The following is a 23,079-nucleotide window of genomic DNA, read 5'->3' as shown; positions in this document are numbered from 1 at the left end:
CGGAAAACTAGATGGATAAGTGGAAAGCCGTATACATCGAGAAATGTACGTACGGTTTGGAGGAAAGTACACGAAAACCTAACATAGTAATATGTCAAGGCGTCGGGTGCTCATCCTACCACTTACATAGCAATGGCATTGATTTTAGCCGTATTTCAGAAAAATACGTTCCTGCAACAACTTCAATTGGTAAAAGCCAAATACTCATGCGTGATTACACAATAGAAGAATTTCCGATTATCCTTCTGGAACATATCGAAGAAGTTTGTTATCGGCTAAGAAGACATAATAAACTCGCTCAAACCATACAATTTTCTATTGGTTATAGTAAGAATTACGCGGGCGGTTTCAGGAAAACTCACACTTTAAACCGACCTACCAATTTAACAATGGATATTTATCGAATTTGTACATACTTTTTACATGAGTTATATACGGGTGAACCCATTAGATCAATTAATGTTTCTTTAACTAACTTAATCAATGAAGGTGAAGAACAAATATCTCTTTTTGACAATGTAATACAACGAGAAAAAGAAATGAAATTAACGAAGGTAATGGATGAAATACGCACTAAATTTGGCAAGAATAGCATATTAAGAGGAATTTCGTATACAAATAGTGCGACAGCAAGATACAGAAATACATTGTTAGGGGGACATAAAGCATGAACAACGCTAATATGCCGAAGGGAAGAGGAATGGTGAAATGGACGCCATTCGCTGCGATGCCTGAACAGTTTGCTGGTATTCGTGAAATCATCAAGGAGAAAAACAAAGTAACTCGGCCGATTTTAGCCGCTGAAGAAAGAGAACTGATCGAGAACATGTTGTTATGTTCCTTAATATCTGAAGAAGAAATACTAATTACATATTATGAAGACGGTTATTTACTCTCTAGCTATATGACTGTTGTTGATATTGATCCGCTAAATAGCGCTGTCATATGTACCGATGCTTTTTATAAAAAGATGACACTACAATTTTTGAATATAATAGACATAAAATAGAATAGATTTAAATGATCACGTTTGGATTGTTATAAAGGAGTGTATAAAATGCAAGGGAATCAGATAAGAAAGAATACAGCAAGAAAACTTATTCATAATGATATAAATAACTATCCCTACCTAAATATACCTATGATTATCACTGAAAAAGATGGAATAATTTACGAGGTTATAAACGCTGGTTTTCACAATAATGATGCAGCAGCAATGATCACAACGGATGGCTTTGCTACTACTAGGGTAAATACACCGATTGTATCAGTAAGAAACAATGATGGTAGCATTCAATTATACCGCTTACCTTTAGAACTTGAATATTGGGTACTTTCTTGTATGCACGCTGCTTCAACAGGGAAAAGTCCATTTCCATGTAAAGTTGCTTTTGGAATCATTGATACTAAATTTCATGTGGAATTCAAGTGAAAAAGGAGCAATATTTTTTGCTCCTTTTTATTTTTAAGGAGATGCTATTCGTCCTTGTGATTAATCTAATTCAATTCATATAACTTTGAATGGATAACTTCTTATAGTTAGCAAGAAAAAGACTAATTCCTCTGCATATATTCAAAAATTATATTTAGTTACAATATGAACTTCATTTTATTATAGTTAATTGATCCTAAATATAAATATACGTCTTTCTGTAAGAATCCTACAAGTCCTTATAAACAAAGGATTTTAACGTTTTTTAAAAATGATTATGTCAAAACATATACATTTCAATTAAAATATTTCAAATAATTATAAGTTGTATTTTTGAAATGAAAAATTCTAGATTTATAGCTAATTCCCCCATCTCGGGAATTTGGGCAAAAACACCCGAGTACAATGAAAAGAATAAAACAAAAAGCTAAAGGCTTATCGTTTTATTCTTTTGATTTAATTTCTTGCCCCTTATCTTTCATCTCCATACTAATGCCACACCTTTTTTATTTTACTCTCCTACTTCTTTTTCTTTTTTAATAAACCTTATAATTAAGTCTTCACCTTTGTATCTAGGGTCTAACTTAATCTCACCTTTATATTCAATTACCTTCACCTTATCCATGACAATTATACTGTCATACAACTCTTGCTTTACCCATAACTTTTTAACTTTATCATCAACAATCAATTCTAAAGTAGGGTGTTCAAGGATAAGATACTCGGTCTCAACATGTCTCCCAAGAACAGGTGCTTCTATTGGCTTACCTTTCGCGACTAGTTCATCGTTTTGATACCCCTCTATTACTGACAAGACTATACAAAACAATACAAAACAACCAAAGTATATCCAATTTTTCTTTCTATTCTTTTTCTTATATGCTTCCAGTTCTACAATATACGCTTCCAATTCATACTCTGTGTACCCCTTAACGTCTGTAGTCAAATAGTAGGTTTTTCCAAACTTTTTACTTGTAAATGCTACATAGTCGTTTAAATACTCTGGGTCTTTCTCATAGTTTATAAATTTCTTTTCACCCATACTGCTACCCCTATCTATCTTCTAGTATACCTACCCCTATTATACTATTACTTATCTTTAATATTACAGAATAGCCGTGTATGGTTTTCAAAAAAATTACATCCTAATATACCTTTAATTGACATAATACCACTTATCAATAGTCAATATATCTTGAAACCTACCAAAGTCACTTGAGAAGTTTTTTCCAGTTTGAATAATAATAAATGAACTGAATTATTAAAGTCATTATTGCAATGCCAGTTACGATTACAAAATTAATTAATCCAAAATCTAATAAATAAATAGCTATTAGTGAAATCAATACAAGAGGAGTTGAAGCTAATACATTGTAAAAACGTTTTTTATAAAAAAGTTCGTCTTTTGCGATTATATAATTATTGAACATGAATATTCCTTCTTTCCTATATAAATTTATTGTATACCTAAATTTTACAACATATCAGTCATTTTTTGCTGAATATTCAAAAAAGTAATGAACCGATTAACTTTTAATTTCTTCGGTCTTATTTTATGTTGTACACAAATAATAGATTTGTTAAAAAAATAATAAAGTCCTTTTAAAAATAAAATAGTTATTTAAAAAGATGGTGTGAATTAGAATTTCACACCATCTTTTTATTTGATACACTGAATAGCTTTATTTTAGCGCCTTTTTAAATTTGCGGCCAAAAGTAATTACCATACCTGCAAGGACCATCAATACGCCTACTGCTGTACTGTTATTTGAACTTGCACCCGTTTTTGGAAGCTGTTTATATGTATCTTCTTTTTTATCAGAAGTACTATTGTTTGAGCTAGTACTGTTACCATTATTTGCCTCATTGCCATTGTTAGTGTTGTTATTACTATTATCAGAGCCATTCCCATTGTTAGTGTTGTTATTACTATTATCAGAGCCATTCCCATTGTTAGTATTGTTATTACCATTATTTTCGTTATCAGAACCGTTACCATTGTCCTTATCTTTCACAACCACTTTTTGTGTCATAGTTGATTCATTACCGTCTGAGTCACGAACAAGGAATTTCACTTCGTAAGTACCAGCTTTAGACGTATCTACTTCACCAAAATGGATTACTTTATCAGTAATATCTCCATCTTCTTTATCAATAGCCGCTACACCTGCCATTGGATCGAATTTATCTCCTACATTCATAGTCACTTCAGCAAGTACAGTTAATACTGGTGCTTCACCTTTTGACTCTTCTTTCTCTTTAACCGTTACTGTTTGTTTCTCAGTTACTTTATGCCCCTTAGAGTCTGTAACCGTGTAAGTTAACTCATAAGTACCAGCTTTAGAAGTATCTACCTTACCGTCTACTAGTACTTTAGAAGTAATGTCGCCATCTTCTTTATCAATAGCCGCTACACCTGCCATTGGATCGAATTTATCTCCCACATTAATCGTTGCTCCAACAGGCACTGTTAATTTCGGTTCCATATCTGGAGTTTCTCCATTTCCCTCCACAATTACAGTCTGTGTAGCTGTTGCATTAACTCCTTGGGAATCGACAATCCCGTACTCTACAATGTATTTACCCGGTTTAGACGTATCTACATTGCCCGTATGTTTTACTTTACTTGTTAGATCACCATCTTCTTTATCAACAGCTTTTACACCTTTCATTGGGTCAAACGTATCGCCTATATGTACTGTAGTTGTGAACGGTACAGTTAACACCGGTGCTTCATTTTTTATTTCTTCTTTCTCTTTAACCGTTACTGTTTGTTTCGCAGTCACTTTATGCCCCTTAGAGTCTGTAACTGCGTAAATTAATACGTAAGTACCTGTTTTAGAAGTATCCGCTTTACCGTCTACTGTTACTTTAGAAGTAATGTCACCATCTTCTAAATCAATAGCAGATACCCCTGCCATTGGGTCGAATGAATCTCCGACATTAATCGTTGCTCCAACAGGCACTGTTAATTTCGGTTCCATATCTGGAGTTTCTTCATTATCCACTACATATACAATTCGTACAGTGTATGTATTCTCCCCTTGGGAGTCGGTAACTCCATACACTATAAAGTATTTACCCGGTTTAGAAGTATCAACTTCGTCTGCACCTGCATTACTTACTTTACTTGTTATATCACCATCTTCTAGATCAAAAGCTGACACTCCCAACATTGGGTCAAATGTATCACCTACATGTAGTGTTGTGAAATTCGGCACAGTTAATACTGGTGCTTCATTTTTTGTTCCTTCCTTCTCTTTAACTGTTACTGTTTGTTTCTCAGTTACGTTAAGACCCTTAGAGTTTGTAACCGTGTAAGTTAACTCATAAGTACCAGCTTTAGAAGTATCTACTTTACCGTCAACTGTTACTTTAGAAGTAATGTCGCCATCTTCTGGATCACTAGCCGACACCCCTGCCATTGGATCGAATTTATCTCCTACATTAATCGTTGCTCTAAGAGGCACTGTTAATGTAGGTTTCATATTCTCTTTAACCGTAACTGTTCGTTTCACAGTTACGTTAAGACCCTTAGAGTCTGTAACCGTGTAAGTTAACTCATAAGTGCCTGGTTTAAAAGTATCTACTTTACCGCCAACTGTTACTTTAGAAGTAATATCTCCATCTTCTGGATCAAAAGCTGACACTGCCAACATTGGAATAAATGTATCTCCTACATGTATTGTACTGTCATAAATTCCAGTTAATACAGGCGCTTGGTTTTCCGGAAGATTTTCTTTCTTGTCTTCTGCTGTTGCTTGTATTGGACCATTCACTTTCAATGAATCTGTTGTCTGAGCGTTTGTGTTGCTCGCTCCCGCAATCATTGATGTGGCTAATGTTGCCGTTGCTACTAATCCTACTAGTTTTTTTGATTTGGCTGTTTTATTCCCCATCTGTAAGCCCCTTCCGTTACTTTAACTATTAGTATATTTAAAATATTCATTACAATTTTAACACAATATAACCAATATATGTATAATTTGATTAGTGTATATGAAAATATTAACAAGTTTTATAGGGTCTCCCCACATCGCTATCAAGCTGAAGTTAGATTTGGAAGAGTAAGAGGGCCATTATGAATGGTTCTCTTTCAAAATTAAATAACTTTATTATTCCTGAAGTATTGTACGATGAAAGAAGAAAAACGATTTTTAAATAACTTTAATAACCACCTATCCAGTAAATTTGATAGGTGGTTATTGTATTTCTAGGGGCAAAATTAAACAATTTTATTGTTACGCAACATATGTTTCAAAAGGTACACCTTTTAATGTGGTGTAATTTCTATGAAAAACAATGTGTCAAAAAGTTCGAGATAATATTTTGCAGTACTTCAAAAATACATAGACCTTTTGAATCATTTATGAATTGCTGTAAATTAGTATCCAAAAACCGATTATTTTTGGGATGCTCAAATATCGAGAGATTTTTGCTGTTGTTTTTACGAAAAACTACTCCAAAACAAAAAAATATAAATTTTCTCGTTTTGGGGGTATTTACATTTTTCAGCTTGATAGTTATGTGCTGGAACCCCATAGCCATCAAGCTAAGATTAAGTAAGAATCCATTCAACTAGATTTTTTTCTGTTTACTAAAAATTTGCATATGAAATAAACCCTAGTTTGAACTACCCCCACTTTCACTTCGTTTAGAAGAGGGGGATTCCTAAGTAAAGAGTTCTATTGAACTCTAATTTATTAGGCTATCTCCACAGTCCTTGCGGTTAGAAGCCTTATTGCTTCATTCTTTAGATTGATACTTGCGTTAATATCCCTATCATGGTGTGTAAGGCAAGAAGGGCAGTCCCATTTACGTAGGTTTAGATTTTTAACGTCTTTGTTTTGATATCCACAACAAGAACATAATTGGCTTGAAGCAAATGTTTTCGATACGACAATGATTTGTTTGCCGTACCATTTCGCTTTATATTCCAACATGGTTCGAAACTGTGACCATGATACCTCACTAATTGCTTTTGCTAACTTATGATTCTTTAACATATTAGATACTTGCAAATCCTCTATACCAATAACATCGTGGTTTTTGAAGTTGAGATTTTGTCCAAGTGATCTTTTCTAGCATTTGCCATGTATTCATGAATTCTAGCTACCTTTATTCGTTGTTTATTCCAGCGAGAAGATCCTTTCATTCTTCTAGAAAGAACACGCTGTGCTTTTACCAACTTCTCTTCTAACGATCGAAAAAACTTCGGATTTTTATAGATTGTTCCATCTGACAAAATGGCGAAATCTTTTAGTCCCACATCCATTCCAATGTAAGAATTTGTTTTCGGAAGTTCTTGCACTTCTGTTTCAACTAACAATGACACAAAGTATCTGCCAGAAGTGTTTCGTCTAACTGTAGCATTTAAAATACGTCCTTTTACTTCACGACTTTTGGCAAATCGAACAAGACCTAGTTTTGGCAATTTTATTTTGTTTCCTACAACGGCAATGTTTTCATTTGTTTGTTTTGTGGTATAAGATTGCACGTTGTTTTTCTTAGATTTGAAACGCGGGGCATTGTTTTGTTTTTTGAAAAGGCGTGTATACGCATCCGCAAGGTTGCGAACAGACGACTGAATCGCAATACTATCCACTTCTTTTAGCCAAACAAACTCTTTCTTCATGGCAGGAAGTTTGGCAGAGCATGTACCATAGGTCAAACCTTTTCCTGTTTCTTTGTATGCATTATCCCATAGAGATAAGAAATGATTGAATACAAAACGAGAACAGCCAATCGTTTTATTGATTAGGGTCGCTTGTGCTTTATTTGGATAGATACGAAATTTATATGCTTTATTGATCATCATTCGTTTCACCCCCATTTCGATATGTGTCTATTATACAACAAACATACATTCGATAGGTAGTGAAGTAACAGTTTATGTATGTCGAACAATTAAGATGGCTTCCTGCCATCCCTTGTCCGAAGCCAATTCGTCTCCCACCTACTCACTTCGCGTTCCTTGAGGAAGGAGTCTTCTTGGCTAAAATGATAAAATCCTTGATTTTTTAAGAGAAGGTATTGGAATTTATCTTTTGTATATACATCATCACTTCATTAAAAAAAGACAAATAGATGCCTCTGGGCATCTATTTGTCTAAAAGCGACTACTTAAAATTATTTTACTTCTACCGTATAATTCCCTGCTCCACCGCCATATTTATATACACTTAAGTAATATTTCCCTGGCTTCGCATTATAATTTCCAAGCAATTTGTTTCCATCACGTTTTGTTGCATAAGTAACATAATTATTTAAGTCTGATTCAGAATATAATACCCAGTTCATTCCAAGGTTTTGTTCGTTCGTAACGGTAATCTGTAGATCTTTTGGGTCCTTTACATCAATAACAAACCGGTCAACCAGATCTTGATCACTTAAGTTTCCTCTTAATAACGTGTTCAAAGATAATAGATTCGCTGTATCAAATGAATTATTCGGTTCTCTTTCTATAGCAGTACCTTCTTCCGTATTCACTCCGCTAAACACAACATCATATTCAAATTGTCCAGCATCATTAACACGATAATTTACAAAATAAGCAGTCAATGTTTTGTACCCACTCCACCCTTTTTCTGAGAGATGTTTTAGCATATCATTTGTTGCTTGGTTCATCACTTTCCAGTCCTCAATTTCTCCTTTTGCCGCACTTCCTGTATATGTTCCCTGTAGTGTGAATGTATTAAAGAATTGTGATTTATTCTTTGTTACCTTCACATTCTTTAACTTTGCTTCATTGGTGATATCTGACGCAACATCTGAAAGCGGTTTTGGAGCATGCTGTGCTAAATACTCATCTGATACTTGTGGAATTGTATACTTATCACGATTATCAATAAGCATTTGCATATAAGATTGGTAGTCTTCATTTAATTTATTGTCTTTACTTAATGCTGAGCGGTACGCATCGTAATTTGCTACATCATTCGCTCGAATTAAATCATGCACTTTATCAAACATTTCAGGACGGTTATTATACATATAAGATTGTAGTGCAAAAGAATAGTTATAGAAATCCCACGTTCCATATTTTGCATTTAATGTTTGTGCTGCTGTATAACGTTTCGCAGGGTCATATGACAATCCACCAATTATGCTTTTTCGTGGTACTACACTGTCTAATCGCGTTGAACCTGCAAAGAACTCCGCATTCCCTTCTTCAAACCATGTTAAACGTTCATTTTGATACATTTCCCCTTGGCCCCATAATCCTGGAACCTCGTATCTTCCCTGTAAATAGTGTGTAAATTCATGGCGGAACAATTCTTCCAAACTATAAATACTTTGCTCTGGTGTACGTTCATATGTAAAGAACGTTCCGCTTCCTTCAATGTAAATTCCACCATTATTCGTTTCATAACCATACAATTGACGGTTAAATTGATATTCGTCGGGACTATTATAGATGACCATCGTTAACACATCATCAGTGTGTCCACTTTCAAGTGGTTTATCACTACCAACCGTACGATAAAATTGAGAACGTACTTCTTTTGCCGCCCAGTATAGACGTTTAATTTTCTCTTCACTAACTTTATCCCCTGCTTTAAAGACAATTGCCCCATCATCAAATGTATAGGTTTTCGGCAAATATTTCTTTTTACCCTCTTCTCTAATTTGATCTAAATTTATTGTTTTACCGGTCGCATCTACTCCTCCATAATTTGTAGTAATTTGTTCTGCTGCAACAAAATATTGCTCACCTAAATATGGATAAATTCGCATTGCATCTGTAACAACTTGCTGTCCTTTTGTTGGCGTACTATGAAGCTTACCCAATCGGCCAGCATAGTAAATTCCGTTATTAATTAACCATCCGTTTTTATCTGTTACAGTACCAATTAGCGCGAAACGACTGATTTCATTAATTAAACCATCGATGTTTCGATACCACATCGTATCTTTTGCTTCTTTTCCTGTATTATACATATACGCCTGAATGTCATAATCAATCCCTTTCATCAACTCATATACAGCATTTCCTTTTGTATAGTCTTCAACAAAAGTTGCAACATTATCGTTATATTGTTTGAAGATTTCACCTGCATATTGAACAACCTCAACATCAGCCGATGCGTTTCCAATCAGCATTCCATATGATGAAATAACTTGGTTTTGTTCCGGTGTACCAAGTTTAAAATTCGGATTCTTTGCAATTGTCTTTAAAGCCGGTAAACATTTATCATGATAGCTACGCTCATTTAGTTTACTTAATTCATCATGGTAAAAACCTAAATAAAATGCTGCACGTAGGGTTTCCACTAATGTTTCAATCCCTTTTGAATCATCTTTCGTATAAGCTTGTCCTTGTTCTGCAAGCTTATCAATTATCGCTTGCATGCGACTATCATCTTGATAGAATTTGAGACTATCACTATTAAACTGAAATAATTCTGGAATTTGGTACCATTTAATTGTCACAAGAAGATCAGTTAATTGTTTGTTGCTTAATTGATTTAATTCGGCCATCGAATATTTTTTCTCTTCAGCTAACTGTTTAACATTCTCGTTTGGTGCTAGCGGACGCTGCGATAAATCCGTTAACTTTAACCGCTTTGTAAAAGATGCATTTTCTTGTACTTTCGAAGAGTGTGCCAACTCATCAACAGACTTCTGTATTCCTATCGGCTCCATTTGTAGTACATTCTTCACATTTCCCTCTTTTGTCTCTGCTTGAATTTGCAAACCATTACATGATATTGTCACTAGTCCAACACCAAGAATCAGCTTAGAAATTTTCGAATATTTAACCATATTGTTACCCCCTAATAATTTAAAAGAAAATTCTGAATTTTATAGTCAGAACATTCTTATTTGTACATATTTACGGTCCCCTATAAGTACAAGTAAGATTAATAATGCAATAGTAGATTGTTTTTTACTATTACTAATACAGATTTATTAAATCAATCCTCCTTCCTTAAATTTAATAAAAGCAAAAACCGTGCCAATGTTATTTCTTATGAATAGAAAACATTCCTTTATTAATACTGTAGTATAAAATATACACAAATAATTCAACAATGTATAAATAATTTGACAATGTACAAATTATTTGGCACAAGCTCCTCCCCTTTGTCCTCGTCCACCTTTATGCTTCCTAATGGTAGATAGTTAACAGTTCCAACTGATGAATTACAATAAAGTTTAATTTTCAAAAATTCTATCCCTATACAACCATTACTATCATCTTCCATGCAATGTCCGTAAAACTCTCAAACTGGCGATCGATAAATATCCATATCCTCGCTCGAAAACGTTTAAACGTAAAAACATGCTGTAGAGAAAAATTTCTCTACAGCATGAGAACAAATCATATATAAGCTAAAATACCATTTCTAATTTCATCATTAACTCTTTTACATGAATTATTTATCGTTTTCTGACAGAAGACTCCTTTCTCAAAAATGTGAAGGTGTGAAACACCAATTTTAGGCGGGAGATGAATGTCAGTAGGCGTAAGCCTACGTTTTTTTGTATACTGTAGATATCCTATAACAAAGTGAGGTGCAACCTATGTTAGTAAATAAAGCATATAAATTTCGTATCTATCCAAATAAGAAACAAGATATAGTAATTGCTAAAACGATCGGTTGCAGTCGCTTTGTATTTAACCATTTCCTTGCTCTTTGAAATGATACTTATAAAGAAGTTGGAAAAGGGTAACCTATCCCTCTTGCTCTGCCAAGCTTACTCAATTAAAAAAGCAACAGGATACGATTTGGTTAAAAAAGGGGATAAATTTCAAACTTATTCAGATAAATTAAAGATACAAGTTGTAAAAAGTTATTTAAATGGTGAGGGAGCCAATCAGCTATAGCGAAGAAATATAAGCTTAGAAGTAGAACACAGTTAATGAATTGGGTCCGGAAATATCAAGAAACAGGTGATATTTCAGACTTGCGGGGGCAAAAAATGGTGGTAATAACAGCTTAAAAAACCTCTTAAAAGGTCGTCCTCGTACGAAGTTCGATAATATGGAAGAAGAGTTGGAATACTACAAGGCGCAAGTGACTTACTTAAAAAAGCAGTATCCAAATCTATAGGAGGTGTTCTTGCTCAAACGGCTAAGTACGAGATTATTGAAGCACTACGTTCTCGGTACAAAGTAACCTTGCTTTTCGTCATTACGCAGTTAAATCGCTCTAGCTACTATAAGTGGCGTTCAACATGTAGTCAAAGGCAATTACGCCCTTCAAAGGATAATACATTGCATGAACAGATTCAAGCAATTCACATAAAACACAATGAATACGGTTATCCTCGCATGACAATCGCCTTACGAGAGGCTGGATTTTTTCAAGAAGCGCTTAGCTACTTTGACATCTTTCGTTTTACTAAATAAAAAGTCAATAGTATTCCCATCTGAATCGACTGCATGATACAAATACATCCATTGTCCTTTTACTTTGATGTACGTTTCGTTCACTCTTCATGATTCATTCGTTTGTTTGAGGTAACGTCGAATTCGCTTATCCAACTCAAGACCATATTGATGTACCCAACGCATAATGGTTGTGTTTGCTATGAATAAGCCTCGTCCCTCCATCATTTTCACCAAATCACGGAAACTTAGATTGTACCGTAGGTACCATCTCGTGGTTAATAGAATAATATCTGGTTGATAATCTTTCCACTTGAATAGATTTTGCTTTTCCACACTGATTACATCCTTTCTAGAGTACTAGTATCAGTATGTTCAAGTTTTATAGATTTCTTGCACCAGAACCGTATTAATCTCACTCTCCTCTTACACTTATTTTCACACTATTTAGTTAGCCTAAAATCTTTTAATACCTCTATTTTAGAATCACTTGCACATGAGGCAAGAATGATTTAACGTAAAAGAAAATGTCAAGCACGGGTTATCGTTTCTTTATGTGTCTTTTAAAAATTGGTAGAACTCAAGAATATCAAAATTCACTTCAACATACCTCTAAAAAAATATATATTGAAATCCTATTTGAATATGTCAAATAGGAAAGCTTATATTCTATAGTTAACAAAAATAAACCAGATGCTGAAAAACATCTGGTTTATTTTTGTTAACTTAATGGCTATGCCCCTTAAGGGGGATTTTTTATGCTGCAGGTTCTGTTGGAGCTGGTTGAACAGGAGTTACTTTCCCGCCATCCATTTCACCATTCATCATGAATTGATTCATAAATTCACCAATCATTTTTTGCAACTCATCCATTGGAACAATGTTCTTTTCAGAAGTATCGAATGTGAATTTGATTGGTTTATCGATAGATTTGATATCAGAATGAATATTCATATCAAATTTAAATGTTTCTTTTTCATCTTTAGGATTTTTTGCTTCGAAATGAATTGCTGCATCCTGTTTTTTAATCGTTGTTCCATCCATTGTATAAATTAAAGAAACAGAAGATTTACCAAGGTTTGCACCTTCCAATTCTTTCTTAAAGTCTGCAATTTCTTGTTTTGTTCCAGTGAAGTTTTTCATTGTAGACATTTCATCAAATACCTTTTCAATCACTGCTTTTAAATCTTTACCTGTTAATTTCACAGTATATACATCTTTTTCTTTTGTAAAGTTGTCTTCAGGAAGCGCTTTGATTGCATCTAATAACGATTTCTGTACTTTCTCTTGGATTTTCGTAGATTCTTTTGTATCTACTTCTCCTAAATCTTTCATATCCATTTTGATAACTTTTCCTTCTAGAGTAGAAAAACTATCGCCAGGAATGCCAGCTAATTGTAATAGTGATTTTACATTATTCGCTTTTACATATAAAGCCTTTTTCCCTTCATCCATAAGCATTGGAATCGATATATCCATTTTCACTGCATCTGTTTTAATATTTGCACCAATTGTTATTTCATCTTTTTTTGCATCTTTATCTGTCTTTGAATCAACTGTAATTGATATGTTTTTTAACATATCAATTGCCGCTTTATCTTCTGGTTTCATATCTTTTGCATTAGAATCGAGTTTAATAGAAATTGAACCGCTTGATTCCATTTGTTTTGCATTTAAAATGCTTTCTGTTGAAGAAACAACTGTTTCTTTTGCAGATTTTCCACACGCAGATAAAGCGAAAAGACTTAAACTTGCTACAACCAATAATCCCTTTTTACCAAACTTCATAAAACCACCCCTTCAATACATTAACATTTACCTTCCATACATTAACATTTCCCTTCCATACATTAACATATCTCTTCTATCTTAACAATCATATAGAAGAATTTAATGGTGTTTTTTGCACCACCTAACGAAAAACACCTTACGCCTGCAATTCACTAAAGACAAAATTATATCATAATCGTTAATTTCTAGTTTCAAAACGGTGCATCTTTTTTTCGTTTTTCAACCGTTGAATCAATACTGGATAGGCTGGATTTTTATCTATTGTTATTAAACGAGGTCTGGCAACATGTGAAAAAGCCAAGTTTTTTTCAAGAAGCGTTTGGATTTACACCATACGCTTCAATACCAGCGGACAGCACGTTCCATTTTTCACCCCAAGCTTCAGCCATTTTACTACGGCATAAATTGCCCGTGTATAAAAGATAACCAAGAGCGGAAAATATTCACAGCGTTTAACTTTCCTTTTGATGCCCTCTTGTTACTGCTTCTTCTGATAGTGCCGTAAAAATTTGAAAGGTAACACCGAATTTGTCGGTTCAATGGCGTAGGCTGGCCTAAAATGAATTTTTTGTAGCGGCATCACCACTTGACCTTCTTGCTTTAACAATTCGTAAAACTTATTTGTTTCTTCTATTTTATCGGTTGAAATACAGATATTAACATTGTTCCCGTTTCGATAAGGCATACTGGGTAACGTGTCAGAAACCATTATATTGGTCTCACCGATTTTTAATATTGAGTGTGCCACCAAATCCTTCATATTTTCTGGTAATGGGGCTTTGGGATCTTCCGGTGCATCCCCAAATGTTTGACTAAATAGGAGGTTGGCGTCCAGTGCTTCCTTGTAAAAATCAATGGCTTCCTTTGCATTTCCGTTCATCATCAAAAATGCGTTCAATTGTACAGTCACAGTAATATAACTCCTTTAAATTTTGTGTAGTATAAATGCTCATATCATGGTCAGCTCCAATACTTACCGCTTCGTTTTAACTAGTTTATTTTACTCCCATATAGGATTATTCGTAACGCTTTCCTTTATTCAAGTTGTTTTTTAATCAAATTATAATTTCAAATAATGGATGTGCCTTAATAAAAAATGCCTACTTGAAATTAATTTCCTATACTTCATAGGAATTAAGCTTAAAATTCATTTCAATTTTCGGGAACTACTGACAATGAACAGTACGACACCAAGTCCAGCGGTAATGAGAGCGAGTGTATGCAATCCGCTTGAAGTGACAGCGCCACCAAAGATTAAGCCTAGTAAGCTTGTGGATAATATACTCCCCATTGAACGGAACGTTTGGAATGCCAAGTACTGCGGTAACACTGATAAAAAAGACCAATTCCCTTAGCGTACAGGGAATCGGCCTTTTCTATGTGAAAAATTACTTAGCGTACGAAATTCGCATTTTGTTGATGCTATCCCTCCAAGTGAAATGGACATTTTTGTTTTGAGACGTTATATAATTCACAAATTGATGGACATGTAATTTTAAACTAAGTTATATACTCGACACTCTTCACTAAATAAATTCGTATCATATTTATGTTCTATATAAATTTGGTGCCATACCATAAAGGCTAGTACTGTCCAAATTTTACGACTATAATCACCTTTATCTGCGCAATGTGCCCCCAGTAAGTTTAATACATATTGTTTATCAATTAAATGTTCGGTTTTACTTTCTTTAATAATATTCAGAGCCCAGTCATACATTTCATCTTTTAACCAATGACGGATTGGCACTGGAAAACCGAGTTTCTTACGATCTAGTACATGATTTGGAACAATACCACGTACGGCTTCACGTAAAATAGCCTTTGTAGTTCTATTGGCAATTTTTAATTCTGTTGGAATTTTAGAAGCGACATCAAAGACTTCTTTATCTAGAAATGGAACACGTAATTCTAGTGAGTGAGCTGTAGACATTTTATCCGCTTTTAATAAAATATCTCCACGTAACCATGTGTACATATCAATGTATTGCATTTTACTTACATCATCATAATCCTTAATTTCATTGTACAATGGTTTGGTTACATCCTTATAGTTAACACTTTCATTGTAAGACTTTATTAGCTTAATCTTCTCTTCTTCACGAAAGATCTTTGCATTACCATAATAACGTTCTTCAATTGGTGTACATCCACGCTCTAGAAAGCTTTTCCCTTTAAACCCTTCTTTAAGTACTCCACTTAAAGCTTTTAAAACCGTTCTCCCGGAAGCGGGAATGTATGAGAACATTTTTAAAGAGTTTGGCTCACGATAAATATTATATCCGCCAAATAGCTCGTCTGAACCTTCACCAGACAGAACAACTGTTACATGTTTACGTGCTTCTTTTGCAACAAAGTACAAAGGTACTGCTGCTGGATCTGCTAATGGATCATCCATGTGCCACATGATTTTTGGGAATTCATTCATAAATTCTTGTGGTGTTACCAACACACTATAGTTTTTTACTCCTAATTTCTCAGCAGTTTCTTTCGCTACATCTATTTCACTAAATCCACGGTGCTCAAAACCAACAGAGAATGTTAGGAGATTTGGATTTATTTCTTTTGCAATAGAAGCAATAATAGATGAGTCAATCCCGCCAGATAAGAATGCACCTACTGGAACATCACTGCGCATATGTACTTTTACTGAGTCATATAATACATCACGAATTGCTCGAATGTGTTCCTCTTTTGTGGTATCTGAAGCATTGAAATATGGTTTCCAGTAGCGATAAACCTCTATCTCTTTTCCAATTTCTTTTATGAAATAATGACCAGGTTCAATTTTATTAATATCATTCGTTAATGTTTCTGGTTCTGGTCCGTATTGGTACGTAAAATAATGTTGGAGAGCAGTTGGATTTACACCCTTATCTTGCATTACATGTAAGATACTTTTCTTTTCAGATGCGAAGAAAGTTATATCGTTCTGTTGTGCAATGTAAAGTGGTTTAATTCCAAAATGATCGCGAGCACCAAATAATTTTTTCTCTTGACGGTCCCAAATAACAAAAGTATACATTCCACGAAGATAATTTACACATTCTTCTTTTACTTGGGCATATAACGCAACAATGACTTCCGTATCTGACTGAGTTGAAAAACATGCTCCCTGTTTAATTAACATTTCACGTAATTCTATATAATTATAAATTTCACCATTGAACATAAGTATATAGCGTTCATTTTCATATGCTAGCGGTTGATGTCCCGCATCCAAATCAATAATACTTAACCGTCTAAACCCAAATTGAACATGCTCGTCACGAAAATATCCCTGGTCATCCGGACCACGGTGGTATAACAGATTCGTCATATTTTCAAATTGTATTTTTTCTGTTTCTGAATATCTTTTTGCAGTATTATACAAGCACCCTACATAGCCACACATTTTTTAACCTACTTTCAAATTATCTACTCTCTAAAATTTTTATAGTGTAATCCACTTTCAATAAAAGTCAAAAAATTACGTTCGTCAATTAAAGCTTAACAAATATTTAATGCTTATAAATTAATATTTATCTCATATATAAATTCTAAGAAATTTAGATAAAAAAGACATTATTTTTGATAATCCAAACTAATTTAAACTTTAATTAAATTATATATCTATAACAACATAGGGCAATGTTACTTTTTCTATCATAATCATAGATATGTTCTATAATCCCTCTAATAGTTACCCAAAATCCAATCATTATTTAATTAATTTTCTAATCTGTTCTTTACTTTGTTCAGAAATAGGGAATCCTAATTTTGTAATTTCATTTGTAAGCAACTCAATAAAATTTCTAGTGCCAAACCCAATAAATTTATCTCTACGCAAAATAAGGTTAACTTTCCTACTAATTCTAGGATTTACTATAGGAATTGCTGATAAATCATTATCTACAGTAATATCAAGTAAAGTTTTAGATACAATTGTCACTCCAAATCCATTTCTAACAAGATCAAATAACGATTCGATACTAGAGGTCTCAATAATTGGATACAAGTTTATTTTTTGTGGTAAACATGTATAATTCAATAACTTTCTACATTCATGACTGTCTGGGAACAAGATTAATGGTAATTTATTCAATTCTGAGAATTGTATTTCTTGTTCATTAACTAGTGAATGGTGATTTGATATCACTAAAAATAACTCTTCTGTGTATAATGGTATTTTTACAATTTTGTCATCTTCGAATACGTACTCGGAAGAATCAATTGTAACAGCAAAATTAACCTGATTCTGGTTTATTAATTCTAGTATTTCATCTGAACTTATAATTTTTACTGTTACCTCTGGATAATTTTTATGAAAATCTAATAATAAAGTGGAGACTAAGTCTGTTAGTTCGCCAGGTAAAGTGGCAATTGCAATTTTACCTCCTTTTATCTCCTTTAATTCACTGATTTGTTCTTTTACATTATCTAATGCATTAAAAATATTCTTACATTCGTTGGCTAAAATAGAACCAACGTCAGTTATGGCTATTTTCTTTCCCATGCGGTCAAATAACGGCATACCTATTTCGTCTTCAAGAGCTTTAATTTGATGGCTTAATGTAGGTTGCGTAATACCTAGCTTATCAGCTGCTTTTGTAAAATGAAGTTCTTTATAAAGTGTCATGAAATACTCTAACTGTCTTAATTCCATATAAAAATAATCTCCTTTATTTTTTTAAAATAATTATATTTCTTTGCATATCTTTATTCATATTATAAGAAATCCTAAATTTTTTAATCTTATAATCGCTTCATGCTCTCCCTTTACTGTATTATCTCCTAAATGCTCTATTCCTTCATTTATGAAAAAACGTAATTTTCTCTAATTAAACTTATTAGAGAAAATTACGTTTCTGTTATTTGAGATTCGAAAATAATTTTGCATAGTGGGTATATTTAATGTCCTATAACCTTCCCCTTACAAAAATTCTCCTAAATAATTTTTGTAGAAAATTTCGTTTGCTATATATGATTTATTTCACCTTTCAGCTTGAAAATTTCTATCTATTTAACAATGAGTACCCTTATTTTTCAATTTCTAAAGGGATGTTGTGACTATAAGTTTGACTAGAGCTTCTAATTTGAAATCCTTCAAAGAAATCGATAGTTAAATTATCATCAAGAAAAGCTAAAGAGGCTTTGTTTATATAAAATGATTTCCAGTTTGTTTGAATTTCTTCGAAACCTACATCTGATTTAATTAATTGTATTCTTACAACCCCATCCAATGGACGTCCACAGCCTCCCATTTCATATTGTAGAAATCGAAAATGGCTAGGATATTTAGTCTCTAAACTTTCGAAATGTTTAATAGCAGCTTCTGTAACAGTAATATTAATTTGCATATTATTTTCCCGCCTTTTCTATTTTGGATTGAAAGTAGAATAATTCACGAATTCCCAATTATAAGATTCATAACAAGGTGCTTCAAGTACTTCAATTATTTGAAATTGTACTAAACGTTGCGCACTAGGGAACTTTGAGAGATTACCTTTACCAATATTCAGAATGGTATGAATATAATAAAAATAGTATACGGTCTTATAAAATAAATTCAGCTATTCATTCGATTCTATATTAATTTCACTTTTCAGCTTAAAGATTTCTATCTATTTAACAATGAGTACCCTTATTTTTCAATTTCTAAAGGGATGTTGTGACTATAAGTTTGACTAGAGCTTCTAATTTGAAATCCTTCAAAGAAATCAATAGTTAAATTATCATCAAGAAAAGCTAAAGAGGCTTTGTTTATATAAAATGATTTCCAGTTTGTTTGAATTTCTTCGAAACCTACATCTGATTTAATTAATTGTATTCTTACAACCCCATCCAATGGACGTCCACAGCCTCCCATTTCATATTGTAGAAATCGAAAATGGTTAGGATATTTAGTCTCTAAACTTTCGAAATGTTTAATAGCAGCTTCTGTAACAGTAATATTAATTTGCATATTATTTTCCCGCCTTTTCTATTTTGGATTGAAAGTAGAATAATTCACGAATTCCCAATTATAAGATTCATAACAAGGTGCTTCAAGTACTTCAATTATTTGAAATTGTACTAAACGTTGCGCACCAGGAAACTTTGAGAGATTATCTTTATCAATGTTCCAAATGATACTTGCTTCTCCTGTAATTTGTAATGTATCCCCAGTATTAAAATCAAAAAACAGTAACCCAACATTTGGATTTTGAACAATATTTCCTAAAGTATTGAACAACATGTTTCCTGAGTAATCTGGAAATATAATTGTTTTTTCATTAATGACATGAACAAATCCTGGCATCCCCCCCCTATGGGAAATGTCCATCTTTCCCTCCGAACTTGCACTTGCAATAATAAAAGTATCGGATTCACTAATCCAATTCTGTTGCTTTTTATTTAAAGTGTTGTGCGGATGAATTTTTTTATTTACAATTCCTTCAACAGCTTTATATTTGAATCTTCTCGCCTGTATATATTTAGGACAATTACCGAATACCTGTTCAATTTTGATTTCAAAGTTTCTATCTGGATAAATCATCGAAACTTTACCATTTATTCGTACTCTTATTCTAGAAGCAAAGTCAATTACTAAAATTCCTACTTCCTTGTGTTGTAAAATATTTAAAAATAAAGGATCACCTTCATTTATTTTTGTATTGATTTTAACTATGTCGGCTTCGATAGCTTGTATGATACCAGGGTTTCCTGCTAAAAATGAACTCCAAACTCTCCCCCTTTGATCCATGGAAGATATCACGAATGAATTCTGTCCATTTAGAAAATTCATGAATTTTTTCGGCATTGTCTGTTGAATCATTGTACTTGCAGTGTTTGCAATCTTTTGTACACCTAGTAAATCGTGTACAGTACGCTCTCCAGAATGAAAAACTTCCATATATTATTCCTCCAATCTACTTTCCAATAGCGGACTAGCTAAAATACATTCAAATACTTGGATGAAGTCAAAAAACATCGGTTTCCTTAAAAAACGAAAAGCAAACATTGATAATATAATCTTTGCCATCAACAAGCTTTCATTACTTTTTATTAATATACATAGAAGAATGAAAGCCATTCACTACAAGAAAATAACTTCATTTCACACTAGTCCTCTTTTGCAAAAGCATAATGGATTCAAAGGATTACCTTTAAGTTCTAACCTAAACATATACAGATATCCTTACGTTTAAAATCACGCTTTACAAGATACTTTATATACCCCTTATCGTGAAATTTTTATCTATTAAAGATACTTATCATTTCGTATTGCTATCTTGTAACGCAACTTCATTTTAACTCTCAGTTATCCATTAATCAATTCTATAGTTTCTATAGTTAACATAGATGACATCTATTATCTTGATTGCATAAAATATTTATATAAAGAGGAAATTAAATTCGTGAAATAGGAGACGCCCAAGGTCTTTAAGTAAAAAGTAGTTATTTGAGTTTGTTTCTTGATGATTTATTGAAATCTTAATTATAGAGGAAACATAAAGGGATACCGCACATCTCCATCAACTTAAGAAATTGCTTGTTCTCCAAAACGGAAGAAATGAGCCGAACTCTCATAAATAACTGTAAAAAGTTAAAAATTTTCGTTATAGGGGTATCACAAGATCTTAGCTTGATGGGCATGTGGTGGGACCCTATTATAGATGTTTTCTATGAAAACGATAGAAATGATTGCATTGATAAATAATAGATGATTTATATAATTAAGTTAAGCTCATGAGCTAGCAATAAAATTAGACAATATCAATTATTTATAGGAGGCAATTTGTATGCAAAAAACAGTTGCAGGTATCGTAATTCCAGATAGTAAAATAGCAGTAGAGGCGCAAGAAATCCTTCGTGAATATGGTAACGATTTACTTTGGAATCATTCAAATCGTGTTTACTTATTTGGTGCTCTTCAAGGGGAAAAAGCTGGTCTTAAATATGATGAAGAGCTATTATATGTTAGCGCTCTATTCCATGACCTTGGGCTTACAAAGAAATTTAGTAGTCCAGACAAACGTTTTGAAGTAGATGGTGCAAATGCTGCACGTAGTTTCCTTCAACAACATGGTATGGATAATGAGTCAATTAGACTGGTTTGGGATTCGATCGCACTTCACACAACGATTGGAATTGCTGAATATAAAGAACCCCAGGTTTCATTAATTTATTCTGGAGTAGGATACGATGTTATGGGGGATGGATATGACGAAATTTCAGAGGAAATTCGTGAGCAAGTTGTATCTGCTTTCCCTCGAGATAATTTTAAACAAAAAATCCTTCCTGCTTTCCTCGAAGGTTTCGCTCATAAACCTGAAACTACATTTGGAAACATTAAAGCAGATGTTTGCTCGTTGCTTCTTCCAGGCTTTAAACGCACAAATTTCTGTGATTGCGTTTTACATTCACCTTGGAAAGAATAGTCATTAAACTTATGGAATAGCACAAAAAGGAAACATCTGTAAAATAACTCGATTACGATTTCGCTTCCTTTTTATATAAAAATTAGAACGAACTAATTAATTTCTAATTTAATGTAGCTAAATATTAGCCATAGAGATAAAAAGCTTGCCATTTTCATTAATGGCAAGCTTTTTTAAACAAATAATATCTAATAATTCCAAAAAACAGAAGGACCAATTAGGGGTCACCATACATGCCCATCAACCTAAGATTTTGAAGTATCCCCAAAATGAAAATTTCATCCTTTCATAGTTGTCCATAGAAATTCAGTTCATTTTTTTCGTTTTGAGGAAGAATGTATTTCTTAACTTGATAACGATGTGGTGTTACTCCATTTTAGAAATATTATTAGATGACACAATATAAAATCATACAGTAAAAGGAGCAATACTCTATGTTAAAACTTGTACATAACGAGACCCAACCTACATTCTTTGAGCAGTTTTTCTTTGAAAATCCTGTTCAACATGATGTTTTTATAATTGAAGCTAACAAAAAACATTTCTTTTTCGAATACGACGCTGTGATTGATATGATCAAAAAATCAAACACAAAACAACAAGAATACGTTAAAAGAAAGCTGCAAATTTATCACTATTTAAGCCAGGACTTAAGAACTTATTTACAAGAAATCGCAACAGATTACATAAGAAGAATTTTCGGAGAGAACAAAAAAATGGAATGCAAGGTCGTAGCCTCACACTCCATCCAACACATGAACTATAGAAGAAACTTATCCAAAGTGGAAAAATGGAGAACTAACGGGAGTTAAGTTCATGGAGCTATTAGAACTAAAGAAAAATACTTTTTATAAAATAGTGAAAGAATATGGAGAAAACAAAGTGACAACTAACTTATAACGAGTTGAAGCCGAAAGTTTCTTAAAGTAGAAAATTCGGCTTCTTTTATATCGAAATTTGCTTAGCGTATATTTTCGTTAAAATGTGGGTGGTACCCCATCGCCATCAAGCTAAGAGTGCCAAGAAAGTATATGCAAGTGTGCTTCTTTGGAATTTCTACGACTCTATTAAAGTTGTGCATAACAAATAAACCTATCAATTAGGTGTTTAAAAAAACA

The 23,079-nt window shown here is 33.1% G+C and carries 16 protein-coding genes and 7 pseudogenes; 8 read left to right on the top strand and 15 right to left on the bottom strand.

Annotated features, from left to right (window positions below):
* Positions 1-116: 116 nt before the first annotated feature.
* The 3 genes and pseudogenes from Q3V31_RS30100 to Q3V31_RS30090 form a co-directional block, all read left to right on the top strand.
* Positions 117-671 (top strand): annotated as a pseudogene (locus Q3V31_RS30100) (DinB/UmuC family translesion DNA polymerase); the annotation flags it as partial.
* Positions 668-1,009 (top strand): YolD-like family protein, encoded by a 342-nt coding sequence (locus Q3V31_RS30095; protein ID WP_090814654.1) that lies wholly within the window; start codon positions 668-670, stop codon positions 1,007-1,009. The pseudogene Q3V31_RS30100 and the gene Q3V31_RS30095, both read left to right, overlap by 4 nt.
* 48 nt (positions 1,010-1,057) lie before the next feature.
* Positions 1,058-1,432: a hypothetical protein gene (locus Q3V31_RS30090; protein ID WP_090814655.1), complete on the top strand. Its 375-nt coding sequence runs from the start codon at positions 1,058-1,060 to the stop codon at positions 1,430-1,432.
* A gap of 511 nt (positions 1,433-1,943) precedes the next feature.
* Here Q3V31_RS30090 and Q3V31_RS30085 read toward each other — a convergent pair.
* From Q3V31_RS30085 to colA, 5 genes and pseudogenes are all read right to left on the bottom strand, one after another.
* A complete protein-coding gene (locus tag Q3V31_RS30085; protein ID WP_097872630.1) occupies positions 1,944-2,474 on the bottom strand; it encodes a hypothetical protein in 531 nt (176 codons plus the stop codon).
* Between the two features lie 169 nt (positions 2,475-2,643).
* Positions 2,644-2,862: a hypothetical protein gene (locus tag Q3V31_RS30080; protein WP_000482981.1), complete on the bottom strand. Its 219-nt coding sequence runs from the start codon at positions 2,860-2,862 to the stop codon at positions 2,644-2,646.
* A gap of 252 nt (positions 2,863-3,114) precedes the next feature.
* Positions 3,115-5,331 carry an immunoglobulin-like domain-containing protein gene (locus Q3V31_RS30075; protein WP_097872631.1) on the bottom strand — a complete coding sequence of 739 codons (2,217 nt, stop codon included), beginning with the start codon at positions 5,329-5,331 and terminating at the stop codon, positions 3,115-3,117.
* An 804-nt stretch (positions 5,332-6,135) separates the two neighbouring features.
* Positions 6,136-7,250, bottom strand: a pseudogene (gene tnpB, locus Q3V31_RS30070) (IS200/IS605 family element RNA-guided endonuclease TnpB).
* A gap of 311 nt (positions 7,251-7,561) precedes the next feature.
* Positions 7,562-10,198, bottom strand: a complete 2,637-nt coding sequence (gene colA / locus Q3V31_RS30065) for a collagenase ColA (RefSeq protein WP_329767670.1) — start codon at positions 10,196-10,198, stop codon at positions 7,562-7,564.
* 762 nt (positions 10,199-10,960) lie between these two features.
* Between colA and Q3V31_RS30060 the strand changes: the two are divergent.
* Together Q3V31_RS30060 and Q3V31_RS30055 are read left to right on the top strand one after the other, a co-directional pair.
* Positions 10,961-11,178, top strand: a pseudogene (locus Q3V31_RS30060) (helix-turn-helix domain-containing protein); the annotation flags it as partial.
* 121 nt (positions 11,179-11,299) lie between these two features.
* Positions 11,300-11,380 (top strand): hypothetical protein, encoded by an 81-nt coding sequence (locus tag Q3V31_RS30055; protein WP_425332962.1) that lies wholly within the window; start codon positions 11,300-11,302, stop codon positions 11,378-11,380.
* A 355-nt stretch (positions 11,381-11,735) separates the two neighbouring features.
* Here the strand turns inward: Q3V31_RS30055 and Q3V31_RS30050 are convergent.
* The 5 genes and pseudogenes from Q3V31_RS30050 to Q3V31_RS30030 form a co-directional block, all read right to left on the bottom strand.
* Positions 11,736-12,104, bottom strand: a pseudogene (locus Q3V31_RS30050) (IS6 family transposase); the annotation flags it as partial.
* A gap of 420 nt (positions 12,105-12,524) precedes the next feature.
* Positions 12,525-13,556 (bottom strand): hypothetical protein, encoded by a 1,032-nt coding sequence (locus Q3V31_RS30045; protein ID WP_329767669.1) that lies wholly within the window; start codon positions 13,554-13,556, stop codon positions 12,525-12,527.
* 205 nt (positions 13,557-13,761) lie between these two features.
* A pseudogene (locus Q3V31_RS30040) lies at positions 13,762-13,869 on the bottom strand (IS6 family transposase); the annotation flags it as partial.
* Between the two features lie 4 nt (positions 13,870-13,873).
* Positions 13,874-13,948 (bottom strand): annotated as a pseudogene (locus tag Q3V31_RS30035) (arsenate reductase); the annotation flags it as partial.
* A 63-nt stretch (positions 13,949-14,011) separates the two neighbouring features.
* Positions 14,012-14,469: pseudogene (locus Q3V31_RS30030) on the bottom strand (VOC family protein).
* A gap of 265 nt (positions 14,470-14,734) precedes the next feature.
* Between Q3V31_RS30030 and Q3V31_RS30025 the strand changes: the two are divergent.
* Positions 14,735-14,914: a hypothetical protein gene (locus Q3V31_RS30025; RefSeq protein WP_329767667.1), complete on the top strand. Its 180-nt coding sequence runs from the start codon at positions 14,735-14,737 to the stop codon at positions 14,912-14,914.
* A gap of 140 nt (positions 14,915-15,054) precedes the next feature.
* Here Q3V31_RS30025 and asnB read toward each other — a convergent pair whose 3' ends face one another.
* The 5 genes from asnB to Q3V31_RS30000 form a co-directional block, all read right to left on the bottom strand.
* Positions 15,055-16,953, bottom strand: coding sequence for an asparagine synthase (glutamine-hydrolyzing) (gene asnB, locus Q3V31_RS30020; protein ID WP_329767666.1), 1,899 nt, complete (start codon positions 16,951-16,953; stop codon positions 15,055-15,057).
* A gap of 306 nt (positions 16,954-17,259) precedes the next feature.
* On the bottom strand, positions 17,260-18,204 hold the full coding sequence (locus tag Q3V31_RS30015; RefSeq protein WP_329767665.1) for a LysR family transcriptional regulator: 945 nt from the start codon (positions 18,202-18,204) through the stop codon (positions 17,260-17,262).
* Positions 18,205-18,577: 373 nt separating this feature from the next.
* Positions 18,578-18,898: an iron-sulfur cluster biosynthesis family protein gene (locus Q3V31_RS30010; RefSeq protein WP_329767664.1), complete on the bottom strand. Its 321-nt coding sequence runs from the start codon at positions 18,896-18,898 to the stop codon at positions 18,578-18,580.
* 284 nt (positions 18,899-19,182) lie between these two features.
* Positions 19,183-19,503, bottom strand: a complete 321-nt coding sequence (locus Q3V31_RS30005) for an iron-sulfur cluster biosynthesis family protein (protein ID WP_001166648.1) — start codon at positions 19,501-19,503, stop codon at positions 19,183-19,185.
* A gap of 18 nt (positions 19,504-19,521) precedes the next feature.
* Positions 19,522-20,433 (bottom strand): pyridoxamine 5'-phosphate oxidase family protein, encoded by a 912-nt coding sequence (locus Q3V31_RS30000; RefSeq protein ID WP_329767663.1) that lies wholly within the window; start codon positions 20,431-20,433, stop codon positions 19,522-19,524.
* A gap of 889 nt (positions 20,434-21,322) precedes the next feature.
* Between Q3V31_RS30000 and Q3V31_RS29995 the strand changes: the two genes are divergently transcribed.
* Both Q3V31_RS29995 and Q3V31_RS29990 read left to right on the top strand, forming a co-directional pair.
* On the top strand, positions 21,323-21,961 hold the full coding sequence (locus tag Q3V31_RS29995) for an HD domain-containing protein (protein WP_329767662.1): 639 nt from the start codon (positions 21,323-21,325) through the stop codon (positions 21,959-21,961).
* Positions 21,962-22,395: 434 nt separating this feature from the next.
* Positions 22,396-22,773 (top strand): hypothetical protein, encoded by a 378-nt coding sequence (locus tag Q3V31_RS29990; RefSeq protein WP_329767661.1) that lies wholly within the window; start codon positions 22,396-22,398, stop codon positions 22,771-22,773.
* The last annotated feature ends 306 nt before the right edge of the window (positions 22,774-23,079 follow it).

The organism is Bacillus nitratireducens, assembly GCF_036320425.1.
Lineage (GTDB): Bacteria > Bacillota > Bacilli > Bacillales > Bacillaceae_G > Bacillus_A > Bacillus_A nitratireducens.
This window is presented reverse-complemented; position numbering and strand designations above follow the sequence as displayed.